The organism is Enterobacter sp. EC_50 (genome assembly GCF_019584525.1).
Classification (GTDB): domain Bacteria; phylum Pseudomonadota; class Gammaproteobacteria; order Enterobacterales; family Enterobacteriaceae; genus Enterobacter; species Enterobacter roggenkampii.
Genome location: NZ_VDAF01000016.1, coordinates 61,410 through 78,360, shown reverse-complemented (window position 1 = coordinate 78,360; position 16,951 = coordinate 61,410). Strand labels below are relative to the sequence as shown.

Genomic DNA, 16,951 nt, shown 5'->3' with positions numbered 1-16,951 from the left:
GTTCTTAAAGCAAAACGCCCCGCGAGAATTCGCAGGGCGTGGTGAATTTGACGAACTTTTAGCGAAAGTTATCGCTTGTCCGCCACCAGGCGCAACGCATGTTCCAGCACCTCAATATCGGCACCGGCTTTATGCGCGTTTTCACTCAGGTAGCGACGCCACTGACGCGCGCCCGGAATGCCCTGGAACAGCCCAAGCATATGGCGAGTGATATGGCCGAGATACGTACCGTTGCTCAGCTCGCGCTCAATGTAAGGATACATCGCACGCACCACGCCAACCGGATCGGTGTCTGCACCTTCGATGCCAAAGATTTCGCGATCGACCGTCGCCAGAATGCCCGGGTTCTGATACGCCTCGCGCCCGACCATCACCCCATCCATATGTTCAAGATGCGCTTTTGCCTCTTCCAGCGACTTGATGCCGCCGTTAATGGACATGGTCAGGTGAGGGAAGTCACGCTTCAGCTGATACACGCGCGGGTAGTCCAGCGGCGGGATTTCACGGTTCTCTTTCGGGCTCAGGCCGGAGAGCCAGGCTTTTCGCGCATGGATGATGAACATCTCGCATTCGCCCTTGCCGGAGACCGTATTGATGAAATCGCACAGGAATTCGTAGCTGTCCTGGTCGTCAATCCCGATACGGGTTTTGACCGTCACCGGAATGGAAACGACGTCACGCATCGCCTTGATACAGTCCGCCACCAGCTGCGCGTTCCCCATCAGGCAGGCGCCGAACATGCCGTTTTGCACGCGATCGGACGGGCAGCCAACGTTGAGGTTGATCTCGTCGTAGCCGCGCGCTTCAGCCAGCTTCGCGCACTGCGCCAGGGCGGCCGGATCGCTGCCGCCCAGCTGCAGGGCAACCGGATGCTCTTCTTCGCTATAGGCCAGATAGTCGCCCTTGCCGTGAATGATTGCGCCTGTGGTCACCATTTCGGTGTACAGCAGCGTACGGCGGGAGAGCTGGCGCAGGAAATAGCGGCAGTGTCTGTCCGTCCAGTCGAGCATTGGCGCAATGGAAAAACGGTGTGCAGGGAAAACGGTCTGTAATTCTGACGACATGGCGAAGTTTTAAGCATCTGGTGGAAAAGGGGCGCTACTATAGCACAAAGAAAAGCCGGAGGCGCAGCGCCTCCGGTGGACTTTAGAACGTCATGCTCAGCTGAGCCCCTGCGCCCCAGGTTTCGTCTTCACCGTACAGGCCCATCAGGTCAACATGCACGGTGCTAAACGGCGCGAAACCGACACCGCCGGTAAAGACATTGCTGTCGTTACCCTTCACGTCGGCACGATAACCCGCACGCACCGCCAGCCAGCTCAGCGGCGTCACCTCGGCACCGACACCCACGTACTGCGATGTATCTTCGCTCTTGAAGCCTTTGGTTTCGGTCAGATCGCCATCGGCGGTCAGCGTCACCAGGTCGTTGTGCCAGGCAGCACCGGCGGTCACCAGCGGACGGATCTGATAGGTGTCTTTATAGCTCACCACTTCTCCCGTACGGCCGTTGCGAATACGGATGTCTTTGGTGTCGATATCACGCGACATCAGGTTTTGTCCGCTCACGCCCACGGTCCAGTGTTCGCCGAAATCGGCCGCAATACCGGCATCCACGTTGAAGCCCGTATCGTCAGTGCGGTAGCGGCTGTCGTTCCACTTGTTACTGTCGTAATCGTAGATTGACGTGGTGTAGTTATAGACCCAGGTTTTTTGCAGTTTTGGCGTAACCCCCACGGAAACCGGGACGCCACCCAGATCGAACTGACGGGCAACAGCAACACCGTAATCGGAGACTATCGCCGCCCGGCCGGATGCCGTTGAGTTGAGGTTTTTGGTGATCTGATCCGTACCATTCAGCGCAGCGTCCAGCGCGACACCGGCAGCCACGACATTGCTTCGTTGAATACGGCGAAGGTAATCAATATCTTGCTGATCGATAGACGAGCTCACCCGGCCATGGGCATAGCCTTTCGCCATGAAGGCTACCGAAAGGACATCGTTAGGGATACTCACCGCAAGCCCTGCCCCTGCCGTTGCGCGTGCGGTTTTGCCTTTGAGATAGTCCAGCTCATCGGCCAGATCTTTGGCCGCGCCCTGGAATTGATTAATGGAACCTAATGGATTGGTGATAATTTCTCGTGGCGTGAGATTATCAACCACATCCTTGTAGTGATTAATTTTGTCGTTGATGTTATCAATCTCGTCCTGAAGATTGTCTTCATCCGTGATTTGCGCGCCAACCGAAGGCAATATGACCGTCACATCATCGTCCGGTTTTGCCTTTGCCAGCAGCGCGGGGTTGATTAACGCCCCACTACCATAGCTTCCCGAAGCCACGCCGGTGCCACCCATTGCGTCGCTGCGTGATTCTGTCCAGGTATTGGCTGCTCCCGCCTGATTTGCCATAAACAAGGAGACAGCAATGCTAACCACCGAAAATTTAAAATTTTTTTCACAGTATGCCCGTTATAGTCTGTTATGAAATAACCCCTGTCTGTTATCACCCAAACAGGAACGAACTATTGCTGTGAATAAGTAGTAAAAGACCCGCTATTTCTTTCCCTAAGTAAAACTCCCTTACGGCCTGTTATATTTTGTGACGGCCCTCAATATTTATAGAAGAGGAAATTATTTTTTCCCAGGTTTTCCATCATGCGGTCCAAAAAACTGCGGGGGATGATCTACCCAGCGATCTTCCCGCGTGGCGGCATACACGGGGTTGAGCGGGTAGTAGATGCGGTTGTGCTTCTTGTTGGCCTCGCCAACGACCAGGAGCCGAACCTCATCGTCCGTGTTGTTGATAAAGGTATGACAGATGCCGGTTCCGGCGGGAAAGCCTACGCTGTCGCCAGGCTCCAGCTTCCACAAGTAGCCGTTAATCCAGGCTTCAGGGTAGCCTTCGAGCACGTAAACAAACTCTTCTTCGTCGCTCTCCGCATGCGGATAGGACGTTCTGCGCCCAGGCGGGAGGCGCTCATGATGGATGCCAATACGCCCGAGCCCAAGCTTGCGAGCCAGCGGAGCACCAATGGAAAACAGCTCATCGCTGTCGGGGTAGGTCGAGTCATCCGCGCCTTCCACGTCGCGCCAGTGTCGAATGCAGTCAGGTCTTTTCATTCTGGTTCTCCCGTTTTCGATGGGTCAGGTATAGCACAGACTGGCGGATCTCGGTGTTTTTAGCAGAACATGATAAAGTGAAGGTTTTCCGTCCTATAACATCCGGGGTGCTACATGGATAAGTCCACAAAAGAGCTGTTAGCGCAGGCCGAAAAGCTGTGTGCGCAACGCAATGTGCGCCTGACTCCGCAGCGCCTTGAAGTATTACGTCTGATGAGCCTGCAGCAGGGTGCCATCAGCGCCTACGATCTTCTGGATCTGCTCCGCGAAAGCGAGCCGCAGGCAAAGCCGCCGACGGTCTATCGCGCGCTGGATTTCCTGCTTGAACAAGGGTTCGTGCACAAGGTGGAATCCACCAACAGCTATGTGCTATGCCATCTGTTCGATCAGCCCACCCACACATCGGCGATGTTTATCTGTGACCGCTGCGGCGTGGTGAAAGAAGAGGCTGCGGAAGGCGTGGAAGATATTATGCATACGCTGGCAGCGAAAATGGGCTTTGCCCTGCGTCATAACGTGATTGAAGCGCACGGGCTCTGTTCCGCGTGCGTGGAGGTGGAAGCCTGTCGCCATCAGGACGCGTGTCAGCACGACCACTCTATCCTGGTGAAGAAAAAGCCGCGTTAGCGGCAAAAGAAAAGGCGGCTCATGGCCGCCCTCAGGGTGTACTTCCTTGTACTTTCGGGTGTAGCCCGGTTACCAGCGGTAGTCGTTGCGTTTTTCCCAGTCGCCCACTTCTTTTTCCGCCTGGTCTTTTGCGTAGCCGTAACGCTCCTGGATTTTGCCGACAAGCTGATCGCGTTTACCTTCGATGACGGTCATGTCGTCATCCGTCAGCTTACCCCACTGTTCTTTCGCTTTACCTTTGAACTGCTTCCAGTTGCCGCCGATTTCGTCTTTATTCATCATCGTGTCCTCTTCGTTAAGCGTCGGGTCGTAACGTCCGTTACGTTCTTTTCTGCTGGACGTGATAATTATTGTAGTTAAGGATTCCGTGGTTAATTTCATATTCGGAATCTTTAACCGTCACGATATATCGGAGCGCGAGGGAAACCAGGTATTGTTTTGCCAGTGTCGGTGCCAGATAAACGCCAGCGATAATCCGCGCAACGAGAGGAAGACGGCCAGGGCCAGCCATAAACCATGATTCCCCAGCCAGGGGAGCGTCAGGAGCGTCAGGCCAAATCCGGCCGCCGCGACAGCCATACTGTTGCGCATTTCGGCTCCGCGCGTCGCCCCAATAAACATGCCGTCCAGCAGATAACACCAGACGCCAACCACCGGTAAGACGACCTGCCAGATGAGATAGTGGCTCGCCAGCTCGCGCAGCGCAGGGAGAGAGGTAAGCAATGCAACGATCTGCTCACCGAAGCAGGCGTAAACCAGACCAAAGGCCAGCGCCACCAGCCCCGACTGACGGCAGGCAGCCCGCCAGACCTCCCGTAGCTGCCCGCTTTCGCGCGCCCCGTACGCCTGCCCGGAATGCGCTTCAACCGCGTAGGCAAAACCGTCCAGCGCATAGGCGGTAAAGGTCAGAAGCGTCATCAATACCGCATTCACCGCAACGATTTCCGGCCCCAGTCGAGCCCCGAAAACCGTCAGCGCACCAAAGCAGAGCTGAAGAAGAAGCGAGCGCAGCATGATGTCACGGTTGAGCGCCAGCAGCTTACGGATATTGCCGCGCCATGCGGTTTTGAGCAGCGCCAGGGAGATCCCGCGCATGGCCAGCACACGCCGGACCATCCACAAGCCAATGATAAAGGTCCCGTATTCGGCAATCGCCGTCGCCAGCGCCGCGCCCCGCACGTTCATATGCAGACCCATGACCAGCCAGACGTCCAGAACAATGTTGAGCAGGTTACCCACCACCAGCAAAATCACGGGCGCACGGGCGTACTGCACGCCCAGTAGCCACCCCAGCAGAACCAGATTTGCCAGCGAGGCGGGTGCGCTGAGCCAGCGAATTTCCAGGAACCGTCGCGCCTGCGCCAGTACCGCTTCGCTACCACCGACAATATGAAGCGCAAGATCGATCAGGGGGGCCCGCAATACAACGATTAACGCACCCGCGCCAAGCGCGAGGATCAGCGGCTGCACCAGTGCGCGCGCCAGACGCAGCGGATCTTTCGCGCCATAAGCCTGTGCGGTAAGACCGGTGGTACTCATGCGCAAAAAGAGCAGCAGCATAAACAGGAAGCTGGTTGCCGTCGCGCCAATCGCCACGCCGCCAAGATAAACCGGTGAATCAAGATGGCCTATAACGGCAGTATCAACCAGCCCCAGCAAGGGCACGGTAATATTGGAGAAAATCATCGGCAGAGCAAGACGCCACAATGCCTTATCGGATGCCGTCAGCAGTGACATGAAAGATACCGGGAGTGGGGAATGAATCAGGCTACAGCGGTGCCATAGCCTGTCAGGAAGAGATTACAGCCATTCACCGTTGCGAATCACGCCTACCGCCAGACCTTCAATAGAGAAGCTCTGTTCGCGGAGGTCGACCACAATCGGGGTGAACTCGCTGTTTTCGGGCAGCAACTGAACAGTGTTACCCTGCTTTTTCATACGCTTAACGGTCACTTCGTCATCAATGCGTGCGACCACGACCTGGCCGTTTCGCACGTCCTGGGTTTTATGCACCGCAAGCAGATCGCCATCAAGAATGCCGATGTCTTTCATCGACATGCCACTGACGCGCAGCAGGAAATCAGCGCTCGGTTTGAACATGCCGGGATCGACCTGGTAGTGACCTTCAATATGCTGTTGTGCCAGCAGCGGCTCACCTGCAGCAACGCGGCCTATCAGCGGAATGCCCGTCTCTTCTTCCACCAGCAGGCGGATACCACGCGACGCGCCTGACACAATCTCAATCACACCCTTACGCGCCAGCGCTTTCAGGTGTTCCTCGGCAGCATTCGGAGAACGGAAGCCCAGACGCTGCGCGATTTCCGCACGCGTGGGTGGCATACCCGTCTGGCCGATATGATCCCGAATGAGATCAAACACCTCTTGCTGCCTGGTCGTTAACGCTTTCATTCCGCCCCCTGGGTGTATATACAGTTATGCTGTGAGTATATACAGTCAAAGGCGATTTTGGAACCAAAAACTGCACAAAAAACCAGGGACTTAATTATTCCTCGAGGCTCATCGGAAATGTGACCAAAGCAGGGTGACCCAGGTGATAACGGCAGTGATAATCGCCAGCAACACGGCAGCAGAGCCCATGTCTTTTGCACGGCCTGAAAGCTCATGGAAATCGGAACCAATGCGATCAACAACGGCCTCAATAGCGCTATTAAGAATTTCCACTATCATCACCAGAAGTACGGAACCGATAAGCAGTACGCGGGTAATCGCATCAACATCAAGGAAACAGGCAACGATCACCGCGATGATTGCGGCGACACCCTCCTGGCGAAAAGCGGCTTCGTTGACCCATGCGGCACGGAAACCTTTCCATGAATAGCCGGCGGCTTTGATGATACGCGTTAACCCAGTGGTATTATTGGCCATTAAAAGAACCTTTTTTAAAAAAGAGCGTCATTAACATGAGGCGGAGCGCGTTTCGCTACAGCCTGAAGTATGACGGGTAACAACAGAAATTTTGCGCGCTTTCTGTTATCCTTGCGCCGCAATTGCATTATTAACCAGAGGCTTTACATCGTTTATGTCCGGCTGGCCACGAATTTACTACAAATTACTTAATTTACCATTAAGCATCCTGGTAAAAAGCAAGTCTATCCCAGCAGAACCCGCGCTGGAACTGGGGCTCGATACGTCGCGCCCTATTATGTACGTTTTGCCTTATAACTCGAAGGCAGACTTACTGACGCTTCGCGCCCAGTGTCTGGCGCATGACTTACCTGACCCGCTTGAACCGCTGGAAGTTGACGGTACGCTGCTGCCGCGCTACGTCTTCATCCACGGCGGGCCGCGCGTGTTTACCTATTACACGCCGAAAGAAGAGTCCATCAAGCTGTTCCATGACTATCTCGACCTGCACCGCAGCAACCCCGATCTGGATGTGCAGATGGTGCCGGTATCGGTGATGTTTGGTCGTCGTCCGGGTCGTGAAAAAGGCGAAGAGAATCCGCCGCTGCGCATGCTTAACGGCATCCAGAAGTTCTTCGCGGTCTCCTGGCTGGGACGCGACAGCTTCGTGCGTTTCTCCCCGTCCGTTTCGCTGCGTCGCATGGCGGACGAGCACGGCACCGACAAGATCATCGCGCAAAAACTGGCGCGCGTGGCGCGTATGCACTTCGCCCGTCAGCGCCTGGCGGCCGTAGGGCCACGCCTCCCGGCGCGTCAGGACCTGTTCAACAAGCTATTGGCTTCAAAAGCGATTGCCCGCGCCGTTGAAGATGAAGCGCGCAGCAAGAAAATTTCGCATGAGAAAGCTCAGCAGAACGCCATTGCGCTGATGGAAGAGATCGCAGCGAACTTCTCTTACGAGATGATTCGCCTGTCCGATCGTATTCTCGGCTTTACCTGGAACCGCCTGTATCAGGGCATCAACGTCCATAACGCCGAGCGCGTGCGTCAGCTGGCGCACGATGGCCATGAGATTGTCTATGTCCCCTGCCACCGCAGCCACATGGACTACCTGCTCCTTTCCTACGTGCTCTATCACCAGGGGCTGGTGCCACCGCACATCGCAGCCGGTATCAACCTGAACTTCTGGCCCGCGGGCCCGATTTTCCGCCGCCTGGGCGCGTTCTTTATTCGTCGTACCTTCAAGGGCAACAAGCTCTACTCCACCGTGTTCCGCGAGTATCTGGGCGAGCTGTTCAGCCGCGGCTATTCCGTGGAATACTTCGTGGAGGGCGGCCGTTCCCGTACCGGTCGTCTGCTCGATCCGAAGACCGGCACGCTGTCGATGACCATCCAGGCCATGCTGCGCGGCGGTACCCGTCCGATCACGCTGGTGCCAATTTACATTGGCTACGAGCACGTGATGGAAGTGGGCACGTACGCGAAAGAGCTGCGTGGCGCGACCAAAGAGAAAGAGAGCCTGCCGCAGATGCTGCGCGGCTTGAGCAAGCTGCGTAATCTCGGTCAGGGCTACGTGAACTTCGGCGAGCCGATGCCGCTGATGACCTACCTGAACCATCATGTGCCGGAATGGCGCGAGTCCATCGATCCTATCGAAGCGGTGCGTCCGGCCTGGTTAACGCCAACGGTTAACGGCATCGCGTCCGAGCTGATGGTGCGCATTAACAACGCCGGTGCGGCTAACGCCATGAACCTGTGCTGTACGGCACTTCTGGCTTCACGTCAGCGTTCCCTGACCCGTGAACAGCTCACGGAGCAGCTGGATTGCTATCTGGATATGATGCGTAACGTGCCGTATTCGGTTGACTCGACCGTGCCTTCTGCAACCGCCAGTGAACTTATCGATCACGCGTTGCAGATGAACAAGTTTGAAGTGGAGAAGGACACGATCGGCGACATCATCATTCTGCCGCGCGAGCAGGCGGTGCTGATGACCTACTACCGCAACAACATCACGCATATGCTGATGCTGCCGTCGCTCATGGCCGCCATTATTACCCAGCATCGTCATATCTCCCGTCAGGAGCTTTTGCGCCATCTTGAGACCATCTATCCGATGCTGAAAGCGGAGCTGTTCCTGCGCTGGAGTAAGGATGAGCTGGCGACAGAACTGGATAAGATGACGGAAGAGATGCGTCGCCAGGGGCTGATTACCCTGAACAACGACGAGCTGCACATCAATCCGTCACGCTCCCGCACCCTGCAACTGCTGGCGGCCGGTGCGCGCGAAACGCTGCAGCGCTACGCCATCACGTTCTGGCTGCTGAGCGCGAACCCGTCCATCAACCGCGGTACGCTGGAGAAAGAGAGCCGGACGCTGGCCCAGCGCCTGTCCGTTCTGCACGGCATTAACGCCCCTGAATTCTTCGACAAAGCGGTCTTCAGTTCCCTGGTGCTGACGCTGCGCGATGAAGGCTTCATCAGCGATACGGGTGATGCCGAGCCGGAAGAGACGCTGAAGGTGTACCAGATGCTGGCAGAGCTGATTACCTCGGACGTGCGCTTGACGATTGAGAGCGCCACGCAGGGCGAGTAACACAATGCCGGGTTATGGCCCGGCCTGACGCTCTGGATAATAAAAAGGCCCGGTAAGCGCTGACGCTACCGGGCCTTTTTTTGCCTTGTTAAATCATTGCATTTAGCTGAGCAGCGTAAAGGCAATCATCCCGACAATTGCACCCGTCGTGCCGAGGATAGTTTCCATCAGCGTCCAGGTTTTCAGGGTTTGCGCTTCGGTGGCACCGGTAAACTTACCGAACAGCCAGAAGCCGGCGTCGTTAACGTGAGAGACCACAATCGAACCGCCCGCGATACAGATAGAGAGCGCGGCCATCTGGGCACCGGAGTAGTTCAGCTGTTCAATCACCGGCATCACCAGACCCACGGCGGTTAAACACGCCACGGTGGCGGAACCCTGGATGATACGCACCGCCGCAGCCAGCACAAAGCAGGTGACCGCAATCGGCAAGCCCATCCCGGTCAGCGCTTCGCCCAGAGCCGGGCCCACGCCGGAATCCACCAGCACCTGCTTGAACACGCCGCCTGCACCGATCACCAGCAGGATAATCCCCGCAGGCTGCAGCGCCGCACCGCAGATCTCCATCACCCGGTCTTTTGGCATCCCCTGACGCATCGCCAGGCCGTAAATCGCCACCAGGCACGCCACCAGGATCGCCGTGAACGGATGACCAATGAACTCAAACCATTCGTAGGCGGTAGAACCGAACGGCACAAAGCGCGCGGCGATGGTTTTCAGGCCCACCAGCACCAGAGGCAGCAGGATCAGCGACAGGCTGAAGCCGAAGGATGGCATTTTGCCCTCGCCCAGGTGCGGCTCGGTAATGTCGTCCGGAATGTGCAGCTCAACGTAACGGCTGATGAAGTTGCCCCACAGCGGACCGGCAATAATCATCCCGGGGATTGCCGCGCACAGGCCAATCAGGATCATCCAGCCAAAGTCGGCGTGCATCTGGGAAGCCAGCAGCATCGGGGCAGGCCCCGGCAGCAGAAACGCTGCGGCTGCCGCCACGCCCGCAAACAGCGGAATGACCAGCTTCACGAGGTTAGTGCCGGTATGGCGCGCCATGGAGAAGGCGACGCTTATCAGCAGCACAACGGCCACTTCGAAGAACAGCGGCAGCGCGCAAATCAGCCCTGCCAGACCAATCGCGTAATGCGCACGGCTGTGGCCAAAGGATTTCAGCATCTTGACGGCAATCTGGTCGACCGCGCCCGTCTCGTGCAAAATCTTGCCAAACATGGCGCCAAGGGCGACCACAATCGCCAGGAAGCCCAGCGTACCGCCCATCCCTTTTTCCATTGTCGCGGCGATCTTGTCGAGCGGCATACCGGAAAAGAGACCAGCACCAATAGAAACCACCATCAAAGCAACAAAGGCGTGCATGCGCGCCTTCATCACTAAAAACAGCAGCAGCAATACTGAACCTACTGCTGTCAAAACTAGCGTTAATGTACTCAAAACTTACTGCCTTTTATTAATGACCTCGATGGTGCTGGCAACAACCCCCTCCAGTGACTGATCGATATCAACCACTAAGACGTCTTTTTCGTCTTCACCCGGCTCCTGCAGCGCTTCAAACTGCGTCACCAGCATCTGGGTTTTGAAGAAGTGACCTTTACGCGCCTTCAGGCGGCTTTCAATCACCTCGAAATCCCCTTTCAGGTAGATGAAAGAGAGGTTCGGATTGCCGTCACGCAGCAGATCGCGGTAGGTTTTTTTCAGCGCGGAGCAGACGATCAGGGAGACTTTATTGGTGCGCTGCATCGCGAACGCGGCGTCGTTCAGCGCCTGCAACCACGGTTTGCGGTCGTCGTCGTTCAGCGGCTCGCCGGAGGCCATTTTCATGATGTTGCTGCGCGGATGGAGGAAGTCGCCATCAAGAAACGCAGCCTGGAGTTGATGCGCCACTTCGCTGGCCACGGCTGATTTCCCGCTACCGGAAACGCCCATCAGGACGTAGACGTGGTGATCGTGATTAGTCGTGCTCAAAGGGTGTCCCTCAGTCAATTGTTACGGGTAACAGTTATCGGTAACATTGTCCTGCCGGGGCAAAAGAGAAGCAATATCCAAACGTGCGCGAAGTGAATAAGTGTGAGCTACTTCAAATTTGTCAGTTCAAATAGATCCACCCGGTGACAAGGTGAAACCTAAATCTAACATTTTCGGCGTAACCGTCTCGCCACGAATGCGCGCCAGCAGGCGTTCTGCGCCAATGCGGCCCATACGTTCACGCGGCGTCAGGACGCTCGCCAGACGCGGCTCCATCACCTGACCGATGTCATGGCCGTGGAAACCGGCGATCGCCATATCATCAGGGATCTTCAGCCCCAGACGCTGGCACTCAAACGCTGCGCCGACCGCAAGGTCATCGTTGGTACAGAAAATACCGTCCAGTTGCGGATACTCGCGTCGCGCCTGACGCATCAGCTCAATACCCGACGTATAGGAAGAGGACTGCTCCACCATCACGCTGTACGGGGTTAAGTTCGCGTCGAGCATCGCCTGCTCGTATCCCTTCTGTTTGATGATAGTACGTTCATCAAGACGCGCACCCAGATAGGCGATATGACGATGCCCGCGGGCGATAATGGCCGCCGTCATCTGGCGCGCCGCTTCGAAGTTATCAAAGCCGACGGCGATGTCGAGGCACGGCGACTGGCTGTCCATCAGCTCCACGACCGGAATACCGGCCACTTCAATCATTTTGAGCGTGCGGGCAGTGTGGGTTCGTTCGGTTAAAATCAGGCCGTCAATGTTCCAGGAAAGCATCGATTCAAGACGTTCCTCTTCGAGTTCCGGCTTGTACCCGTAGTGGGCGAGCATGGTCTGGTAGCCAAACGCATCGGTGACGCTTTCAATTCCACGTAATACTTCGGCGAAAACCTGGTTGGTCAAAGAAGGAAGCAGAACGCCCACCGCGCGGCTGGTCGCATTCGAGAGAATATCGGGTGCACGGTTGGGGATATAACCCAGTTCATCAAGGGCAGCGGCAATCTTGCCACGTAACGCCACGGAAACCTGTTCCGGGTTACGTAAAAAACGGCTGACCGTCATTTTGGTCACACCGACGCGATCGGCGACATCCTGAAGTACGGGGCGTTTCTTTTTCATCGTCCTGAGAAATCTTGAAGTGAGAGATTTGCTCAGTTTACCACGGACAAAGCCCATCCTTCCCCTGTCAAAGGGAAGGATGGGGATTTATTTATGTTTTATTACACCGGCGGCAGGTCAAACAGCAGAATTTCGCTTTCGCTGTCGGCATGCACGGAGATCGCCTGCTCATCCCAGATGGCCAGACCATCGGCGGTTGTCGCTTTGGTGCCGTTGATGGACACCTCCCCTTTCACCACCTGGATCCAGACGCGGCGGTTAGCGGCAATCTGATGCACGGACTGTTCATCTTTCGCCAGCGCCCAGCGGTACAGCTCCATATCCTGATGCACTTTCAGGGAACCTTCACGCGCATCCGGGGAGAGCACCAGCTGTTTACCCTGTTTGGCGTCGAAGCGGCGCTGCTCGTAGCGCGGCGTGATGCCGGTCTCTTCTGGAATGATCCAGATTTGATACAGGTGCAGTTTTTCCGTTTTGCTTGGGTTGTACTCAGAGTGACGCACCCCGGTACCCGCGCTCATAATCTGGAACTCGCCCGCCGGAACCTGCTCTTTGTTGCCCATGCTGTCCTGGTGCTCAACCGCGCCTTCCAGCACATAGGTCAGGATTTCCATGTCTTTGTGCGGGTGGGTACCAAAGCCCTGGCCTGCATCAATCACGTCGTCGTTAATCACGCGCAGTGCGGAGAAGCCCATGAAGTTCGGGTCGTAGTAGTCGGCAAACGAGAATGAATGCCATGAGTCCAGCCAGCCATGATTCGCGTGACCACGTTCGTTTGCTTTGCGTAAGTAGATCATTGTTTTCACCCTCAGTTCGTTTCGATGGAGTAAGTGTGGACGCAAACGGCCTGGGATCATAGGGGGTGAAAATTGACTCCTCTGTTCAAAAATTGTGAACAAGTGCAGAGGAGCCGTTTTTGCTTATTTTGCGAGGGTTACCGTGGCAGGAGAGGCCTGTTCGAAGGCCCGCTCAAGGATTTCGAGGTTGGTCAGAACGTCAGATTCCTTGACGTAATTCGCCGTGCCGTTTGTGAGGGTCTCAAACAGCGCATCATAGACGCGGCCATAGTCGCCGGTTTCCGGCTTCAGCGTTTCTTTGACCGTCACGCCCTCGTCGTTCACATACTCCAGCACGCCCACGGAATCGTCCGCGGCAAAGCCTGGTTCACCCGGCATGATATTGGCCTTCAGGCTGGTCTCCTGCTGGTCGATACCGTATTTGATAAACGAACCTTTAGTGCCGTGAACGATAAATTTCGGGTAGTCGATCTTCACCAGGTGGCTGGTTTTGACGATGGCCTTCAGGTCGCCGTAGAAAAGCTGGGCTTCGAAGGTATCGTCCGGGTTGGCTTTATTGCGCAGGCTGCGAATGTCATACGCCACGTGGTCCGGGCGGCCAAACAGGGAGATGATCTGGTCCATGGTATGCACCCCCAGACCATAGAATGAACCATCCTGCGGCAGTCCGGGTTGGGTTTCCGCCACCGGACGGTAGTAATCGAAGTGGCTTTCTATCTCCACAATGTCGCCGAGCTTGCCGCTTTCAATCGCTTTTTTTGCCGTCAGGAAGCAGCTGTCAAAGCGACGGTTCTGGTACGGCGTGACGGTCAGGCCTTTACTTTTCGCCAGCGCGAACAGCGCTTTCGCTTCGGCGATGGTCGGGGTGAACGGCTTTTCTACCAGCACGTTTTTACCCGCATTGAGCGCGCGTTTCGCATAGTCAAAATGGCTGTCGGCGTGGGTGCAGACAACCACCAGCGTGACCTGCGGATCGTTAAGCACCTCATCGAGATCGCTGGTGAAATGGATGTGGGAGTACTGCGGAGACTGCTCCTCCGGCTTCGCGCGGCGGCGGTAGATATGGGCCACATGCCAGGTATCTTTACGGTTGAGGACATACGGCAGGTGATAGCGGGTGGTGCTTTTACCAAATCCAATAAATGCACAGTGTAGTGTCATGGCTCAGTCCTTTTGGAAGGTTACTGAGTCTAACCATAACAAAAAAAAAGCCAGCTAAAAGCTGGCTAAAGTAATACTGGAAGCAATGTGAGCAATGTCGTGCTTTCAGGTTCCCGTAGCGGTCTTCCTGAATGCAGAGCAATAATAATCATTCTCATTCGCACTTGTCCAATACTTTTTGCAAAAAATAGCGGTTGACTCAAATTTTAAAGTCATCGATGTTGGAAGGGCCTTTTAACTGACTGAGGAACAAGGAATGAGTGAGATAGTGATACGCCATGCGGAACCGAAAGATTATGACGCCATTCGTCAGATCCACGCCCAACCGGAGGTGTACCACAACACACTACAGGTTCCTCATCCGTCTGAGCAAATGTGGCAAGAACGACTCACCGACCAGCCCGGCATTAAGCAACTGGTCGCCTGTGTAGACGGTCATGTCGCTGGGCATCTGTGCATCGCCGTCGCGCAACGCCCACGCCGCAGCCATGTGGCTGATTTTGGGATTTGTGTTGGCGCGCAGTGGCAAAACCGGGGCGTTGCCAGCGCGCTGATGCGCACCATGATTGATATGTGCGATAACTGGCTGCGCGTTGACCGCATTGAGCTGACGGTGTTTGTCGATAACGAACCGGCGATTGCGGTGTACAAAAAACACGGGTTCGAAATTGAAGGCACCGGCAAGCGCTATGCCCTGCGCAACGGCGAGTATGTGGATGCGTATTATATGGCGAGAATGAAGTAGTGATTTGCCGGGTGGCGGCTTCGCCTTACCCGGCCTACGTTCGTGCAGTTGTAGGCCCGGTAAGCGCAGCGCCACCGGGCAATACATCAATACCCCGCCGTCAAATCATCCACCGAACGCGGGTCTGATGCGCCAAACAGCGCTCCGTCCGGCCCCACCATAATGCTCTGGGTGCTGCCCATCGCCTCTTTCACCGCCACCTTCTGCCCACGCTGCTCAAGCAGTTTAATGGTGTCCGGGCTAAAGCCCTTCTCGACGCGCAGCTCGTCCGGCAGCCACTGGTGGTGGAAACGCGGGGCGTTAGTCGCTTCGGCGACGTTCATCCCAAAGTCGATGCTGTTCACCACCATCTGCAATACGGTGGTGATAATCCGGCTGCCGCCCGGGCTACCGGTTACCAGCCAGGTTTTGCCCTCTTTCACCACGATGGTGGGCGACATGGACGACAGCGGACGTTTCTTCGGCCCTACCGCGTTCGCATCGCCGCCGACCAGCCCGTAGACGTTCGGCACGCCCGGCTTGGCAGAGAAGTCATCCATCTCGTTGTTCAGCAGAATGCCGCTATTGCCCGCCACAATCCCGGTGCCGAAGGTGGTGTTGAGCGTATAGGTCACCGCCACCGCGTTACCGTCTTTATCCACCACCGAGAAGTGGGTGGTCTGGTTGCTTTCATACGGTGCCAGCTTGCCGGGACGGATCTCGCTCGACGGCTTGGCCTTGTTGATGTCGATCTGATCGGCAATCGATTTGGCGTACGCCTTGTTGGTCAGCGCCTGCCACGGCACCTTCACGAAGTCCGGGTCGCCGAGATATTCCGAGCGGTCAGCGTAGGCGCGTTTTTCCGCCTCCGCCATTATCTGCATGGCATCCGCGCTGCCGAAGCCGAACTTGTGCATATCGAAGTTTTCAAGAATGTTGAGGATCTGCACGATGTGAATGCCCCCGGAAGACGGCGGCGGCATGGAGAAGACCTCGTACCCGCGGTAGGTGCCGCTAATCGGCTCGCGCTCCACCGCCCTGTAGTCCGCCAGATCCGCTTTGGTGATGAGCCCACCGTTCTTCTGCATCTCTTCCGCAATCTGGTCGGCAATCGCCCCTTTGTAGAAGGCGTCCGGACCGTGCTCCGCAATCAGCTCCAGGCTTTTGGCGAGGTTCTTCTGCACCAGCTTATCGCCCTTCTTCAGCGGTTCACCGTCTTTCCAGAAGATCGCCTTACTGTTTTCGTGATTCGGGATGACTTCGCTGCCGTAGGTTTTGAGGTCGTCCGCCAGGGCGTCATTCACCACAAAGCCCTCCCGCGCCAGCTTGATAGCAGGCTGCACCACCTTGTTCAGCGGCATCGTGCCGTATTTTTCCAGCGCCAGCGAGAAGCCCGCAACGGTGCCCGGCGTGCCGGAGGCCAGGTGCGAGGTCAGGGATTTTTTACTGTCCGGGTTGCCCTGGTCATCGAGGAACATGTCCCGTGACGCCTGAGAAGGCGCCATTTCACGGAAGTCGATGGCGGTGGTTTTCCCGTCTTTGGTGCGCAGCATCATAAAGCCGCCGCCGCCCAGGTTCCCCGCCTGCGGGTGCGTCACCGCCAGCGCATAGCCGACGGCGACCGCCGCATCCACCGCGTTACCGCCCTGCCTGAGAATATCAACACCCACTTTGGTCGCCAGCGCATCCACGGATGCCACCATGCCGTGGGTTGCCCGCACGGGATGAAAAACATCTTCCTCCACGCCGTAAGAGACCGGAGGCGCCGCGGGCGGGTTGGCCGCCACGCTAAATGTACCGCCTGCCATCAGCGCGGCGAGGGCGACCCAGCGCAAAAACGTTGGTTTCATCATTATTGTTCTCCAGGTGAAGGGATCCATATTCCCCGCTTAAGCCTGGTTCACAACTCCTAAAAAATCATCGTCATGGTGAAATCAGGGTAAACTTAAGAGAGACCTCAAGAGGAGG

16 protein-coding genes are annotated in these 16,951 nt (G+C 56.4%); 3 read left to right on the top strand and 13 right to left on the bottom strand.

What is annotated here, in order from left to right:
* Positions 1-68 precede the first annotated feature (68 nt).
* The 3 genes from dusA to FHC48_RS14655 all read right to left on the bottom strand — a co-directional run bounded on the left by dusA (position 69) and on the right by FHC48_RS14655 (position 3,117).
* Positions 69-1,064, bottom strand: coding sequence for a tRNA dihydrouridine(20/20a) synthase DusA (gene dusA, locus FHC48_RS14665; RefSeq protein ID WP_059363913.1), 996 nt, complete (start codon positions 1,062-1,064; stop codon positions 69-71).
* A gap of 82 nt (positions 1,065-1,146) precedes the next feature.
* On the bottom strand, positions 1,147-2,406 hold the full coding sequence (locus FHC48_RS14660; protein ID WP_023293523.1) for a conjugal transfer protein TraF: 1,260 nt from the start codon (positions 2,404-2,406) through the stop codon (positions 1,147-1,149).
* Positions 2,407-2,628: 222 nt separating this feature from the next.
* Positions 2,629-3,117, bottom strand: a complete 489-nt coding sequence (locus tag FHC48_RS14655) for a cupin domain-containing protein (protein ID WP_008503370.1) — start codon at positions 3,115-3,117, stop codon at positions 2,629-2,631.
* 114 nt (positions 3,118-3,231) lie between these two features.
* On the opposite strand from FHC48_RS14655, the gene zur reads away from it, so the two are divergent.
* The gene (gene zur, locus FHC48_RS14650; RefSeq protein ID WP_008503369.1) at positions 3,232-3,744 is read left to right on the top strand and encodes a zinc uptake transcriptional repressor Zur; all 513 of its coding nucleotides are present in this window, start codon (positions 3,232-3,234) and stop codon (positions 3,742-3,744) included.
* Positions 3,745-3,813: 69 nt separating this feature from the next.
* On the opposite strand, the gene FHC48_RS14645 is transcribed toward zur, so the two are convergent.
* The 4 genes from FHC48_RS14645 to FHC48_RS14630 all read right to left on the bottom strand — a co-directional run bounded on the left by FHC48_RS14645 (position 3,814) and on the right by FHC48_RS14630 (position 6,630).
* Positions 3,814-4,023 (bottom strand): CsbD family protein, encoded by a 210-nt coding sequence (locus FHC48_RS14645; protein ID WP_014830284.1) that lies wholly within the window; start codon positions 4,021-4,023, stop codon positions 3,814-3,816.
* Between the two features lie 120 nt (positions 4,024-4,143).
* The gene (gene dinF, locus FHC48_RS14640; RefSeq protein ID WP_059363911.1) at positions 4,144-5,481 is read right to left on the bottom strand and encodes an MATE family efflux transporter DinF; all 1,338 of its coding nucleotides are present in this window, start codon (positions 5,479-5,481) and stop codon (positions 4,144-4,146) included.
* 63 nt (positions 5,482-5,544) lie between these two features.
* Entirely contained in the window at positions 5,545-6,153 is a 609-nt protein-coding gene (gene lexA, locus FHC48_RS14635; RefSeq protein WP_059363909.1) for a transcriptional repressor LexA, read from the bottom strand.
* A gap of 108 nt (positions 6,154-6,261) precedes the next feature.
* Positions 6,262-6,630, bottom strand: coding sequence for a diacylglycerol kinase (locus tag FHC48_RS14630; protein WP_021242750.1), 369 nt, complete (start codon positions 6,628-6,630; stop codon positions 6,262-6,264).
* 154 nt (positions 6,631-6,784) lie between these two features.
* Between FHC48_RS14630 and plsB the strand changes: the two genes are divergently transcribed.
* Complete coding sequence (plsB, locus tag FHC48_RS14625; protein ID WP_021242749.1) at positions 6,785-9,205, top strand: glycerol-3-phosphate 1-O-acyltransferase PlsB; 2,421 nt, start codon at positions 6,785-6,787, stop codon at positions 9,203-9,205.
* A gap of 102 nt (positions 9,206-9,307) precedes the next feature.
* On the opposite strand, the gene gntU is transcribed toward plsB, so the two are convergent.
* From gntU to FHC48_RS14600, 5 genes are all read right to left on the bottom strand, one after another.
* The gene (gene gntU, locus FHC48_RS14620; RefSeq protein ID WP_059363907.1) at positions 9,308-10,648 is read right to left on the bottom strand and encodes a gluconate transporter; all 1,341 of its coding nucleotides are present in this window, start codon (positions 10,646-10,648) and stop codon (positions 9,308-9,310) included.
* A 3-nt stretch (positions 10,649-10,651) separates the two neighbouring features.
* On the bottom strand, positions 10,652-11,179 hold the full coding sequence (gntK, locus tag FHC48_RS14615) for a gluconokinase (RefSeq protein WP_008503362.1): 528 nt from the start codon (positions 11,177-11,179) through the stop codon (positions 10,652-10,654).
* A gap of 126 nt (positions 11,180-11,305) precedes the next feature.
* Entirely contained in the window at positions 11,306-12,301 is a 996-nt protein-coding gene (gene gntR, locus FHC48_RS14610; RefSeq protein ID WP_021242747.1) for a gluconate operon transcriptional repressor GntR, read from the bottom strand.
* 101 nt (positions 12,302-12,402) lie between these two features.
* Entirely contained in the window at positions 12,403-13,098 is a 696-nt protein-coding gene (locus tag FHC48_RS14605) for a pirin family protein (RefSeq protein ID WP_008503360.1), read from the bottom strand.
* A gap of 123 nt (positions 13,099-13,221) precedes the next feature.
* Positions 13,222-14,259, bottom strand: coding sequence for an oxidoreductase (locus FHC48_RS14600; RefSeq protein WP_059363905.1), 1,038 nt, complete (start codon positions 14,257-14,259; stop codon positions 13,222-13,224).
* A 256-nt stretch (positions 14,260-14,515) separates the two neighbouring features.
* Between FHC48_RS14600 and yhhY the strand changes: the two genes are divergently transcribed.
* Complete coding sequence (gene yhhY, locus FHC48_RS14595; RefSeq protein ID WP_045335146.1) at positions 14,516-15,004, top strand: N-acetyltransferase; 489 nt, start codon at positions 14,516-14,518, stop codon at positions 15,002-15,004.
* Positions 15,005-15,090: 86 nt separating this feature from the next.
* Here the strand turns inward: yhhY and ggt are convergent, their stop codons facing one another.
* Complete coding sequence (gene ggt, locus FHC48_RS14590) at positions 15,091-16,836, bottom strand: gamma-glutamyltransferase (protein ID WP_072253883.1); 1,746 nt, start codon at positions 16,834-16,836, stop codon at positions 15,091-15,093.
* Positions 16,837-16,951 lie beyond the last annotated feature (115 nt).

Coding starts and splice junctions, on each gene's coding strand:
- FHC48_RS14655 (WP_008503370.1), bottom strand. CDS start 3,117: ATGAAAAGACCTGACTGCATTCGACACTGGCGCGACGTGGAAGGCGCG.
- zur (WP_008503369.1), top strand. CDS start 3,232: ATGGATAAGTCCACAAAAGAGCTGTTAGCGCAGGCCGAAAAGCTGTGT.
- dinF (WP_059363911.1), bottom strand. CDS start 5,481: ATGTCACTGCTGACGGCATCCGATAAGGCATTGTGGCGTCTTGCTCTG.
- ggt (WP_072253883.1), bottom strand. CDS start 16,836: ATGATGAAACCAACGTTTTTGCGCTGGGTCGCCCTCGCCGCGCTGATG.
- gntR (WP_021242747.1), bottom strand. CDS start 12,301: ATGAAAAAGAAACGCCCCGTACTTCAGGATGTCGCCGATCGCGTCGGT.
- dusA (WP_059363913.1), bottom strand. CDS start 1,064: ATGTCGTCAGAATTACAGACCGTTTTCCCTGCACACCGTTTTTCCATT.
- FHC48_RS14630 (WP_021242750.1), bottom strand. CDS start 6,630: ATGGCCAATAATACCACTGGGTTAACGCGTATCATCAAAGCCGCCGGC.
- lexA (WP_059363909.1), bottom strand. CDS start 6,153: ATGAAAGCGTTAACGACCAGGCAGCAAGAGGTGTTTGATCTCATTCGG.
- yhhY (WP_045335146.1), top strand. CDS start 14,516: ATGAGTGAGATAGTGATACGCCATGCGGAACCGAAAGATTATGACGCC.
- FHC48_RS14605 (WP_008503360.1), bottom strand. CDS start 13,098: ATGATCTACTTACGCAAAGCAAACGAACGTGGTCACGCGAATCATGGC.
- FHC48_RS14660 (WP_023293523.1), bottom strand. CDS start 2,406: ATGGCAAATCAGGCGGGAGCAGCCAATACCTGGACAGAATCACGCAGC.
- FHC48_RS14645 (WP_014830284.1), bottom strand. CDS start 4,023: ATGAATAAAGACGAAATCGGCGGCAACTGGAAGCAGTTCAAAGGTAAA.
- FHC48_RS14600 (WP_059363905.1), bottom strand. CDS start 14,259: ATGACACTACACTGTGCATTTATTGGATTTGGTAAAAGCACCACCCGC.
- plsB (WP_021242749.1), top strand. CDS start 6,785: ATGTCCGGCTGGCCACGAATTTACTACAAATTACTTAATTTACCATTA.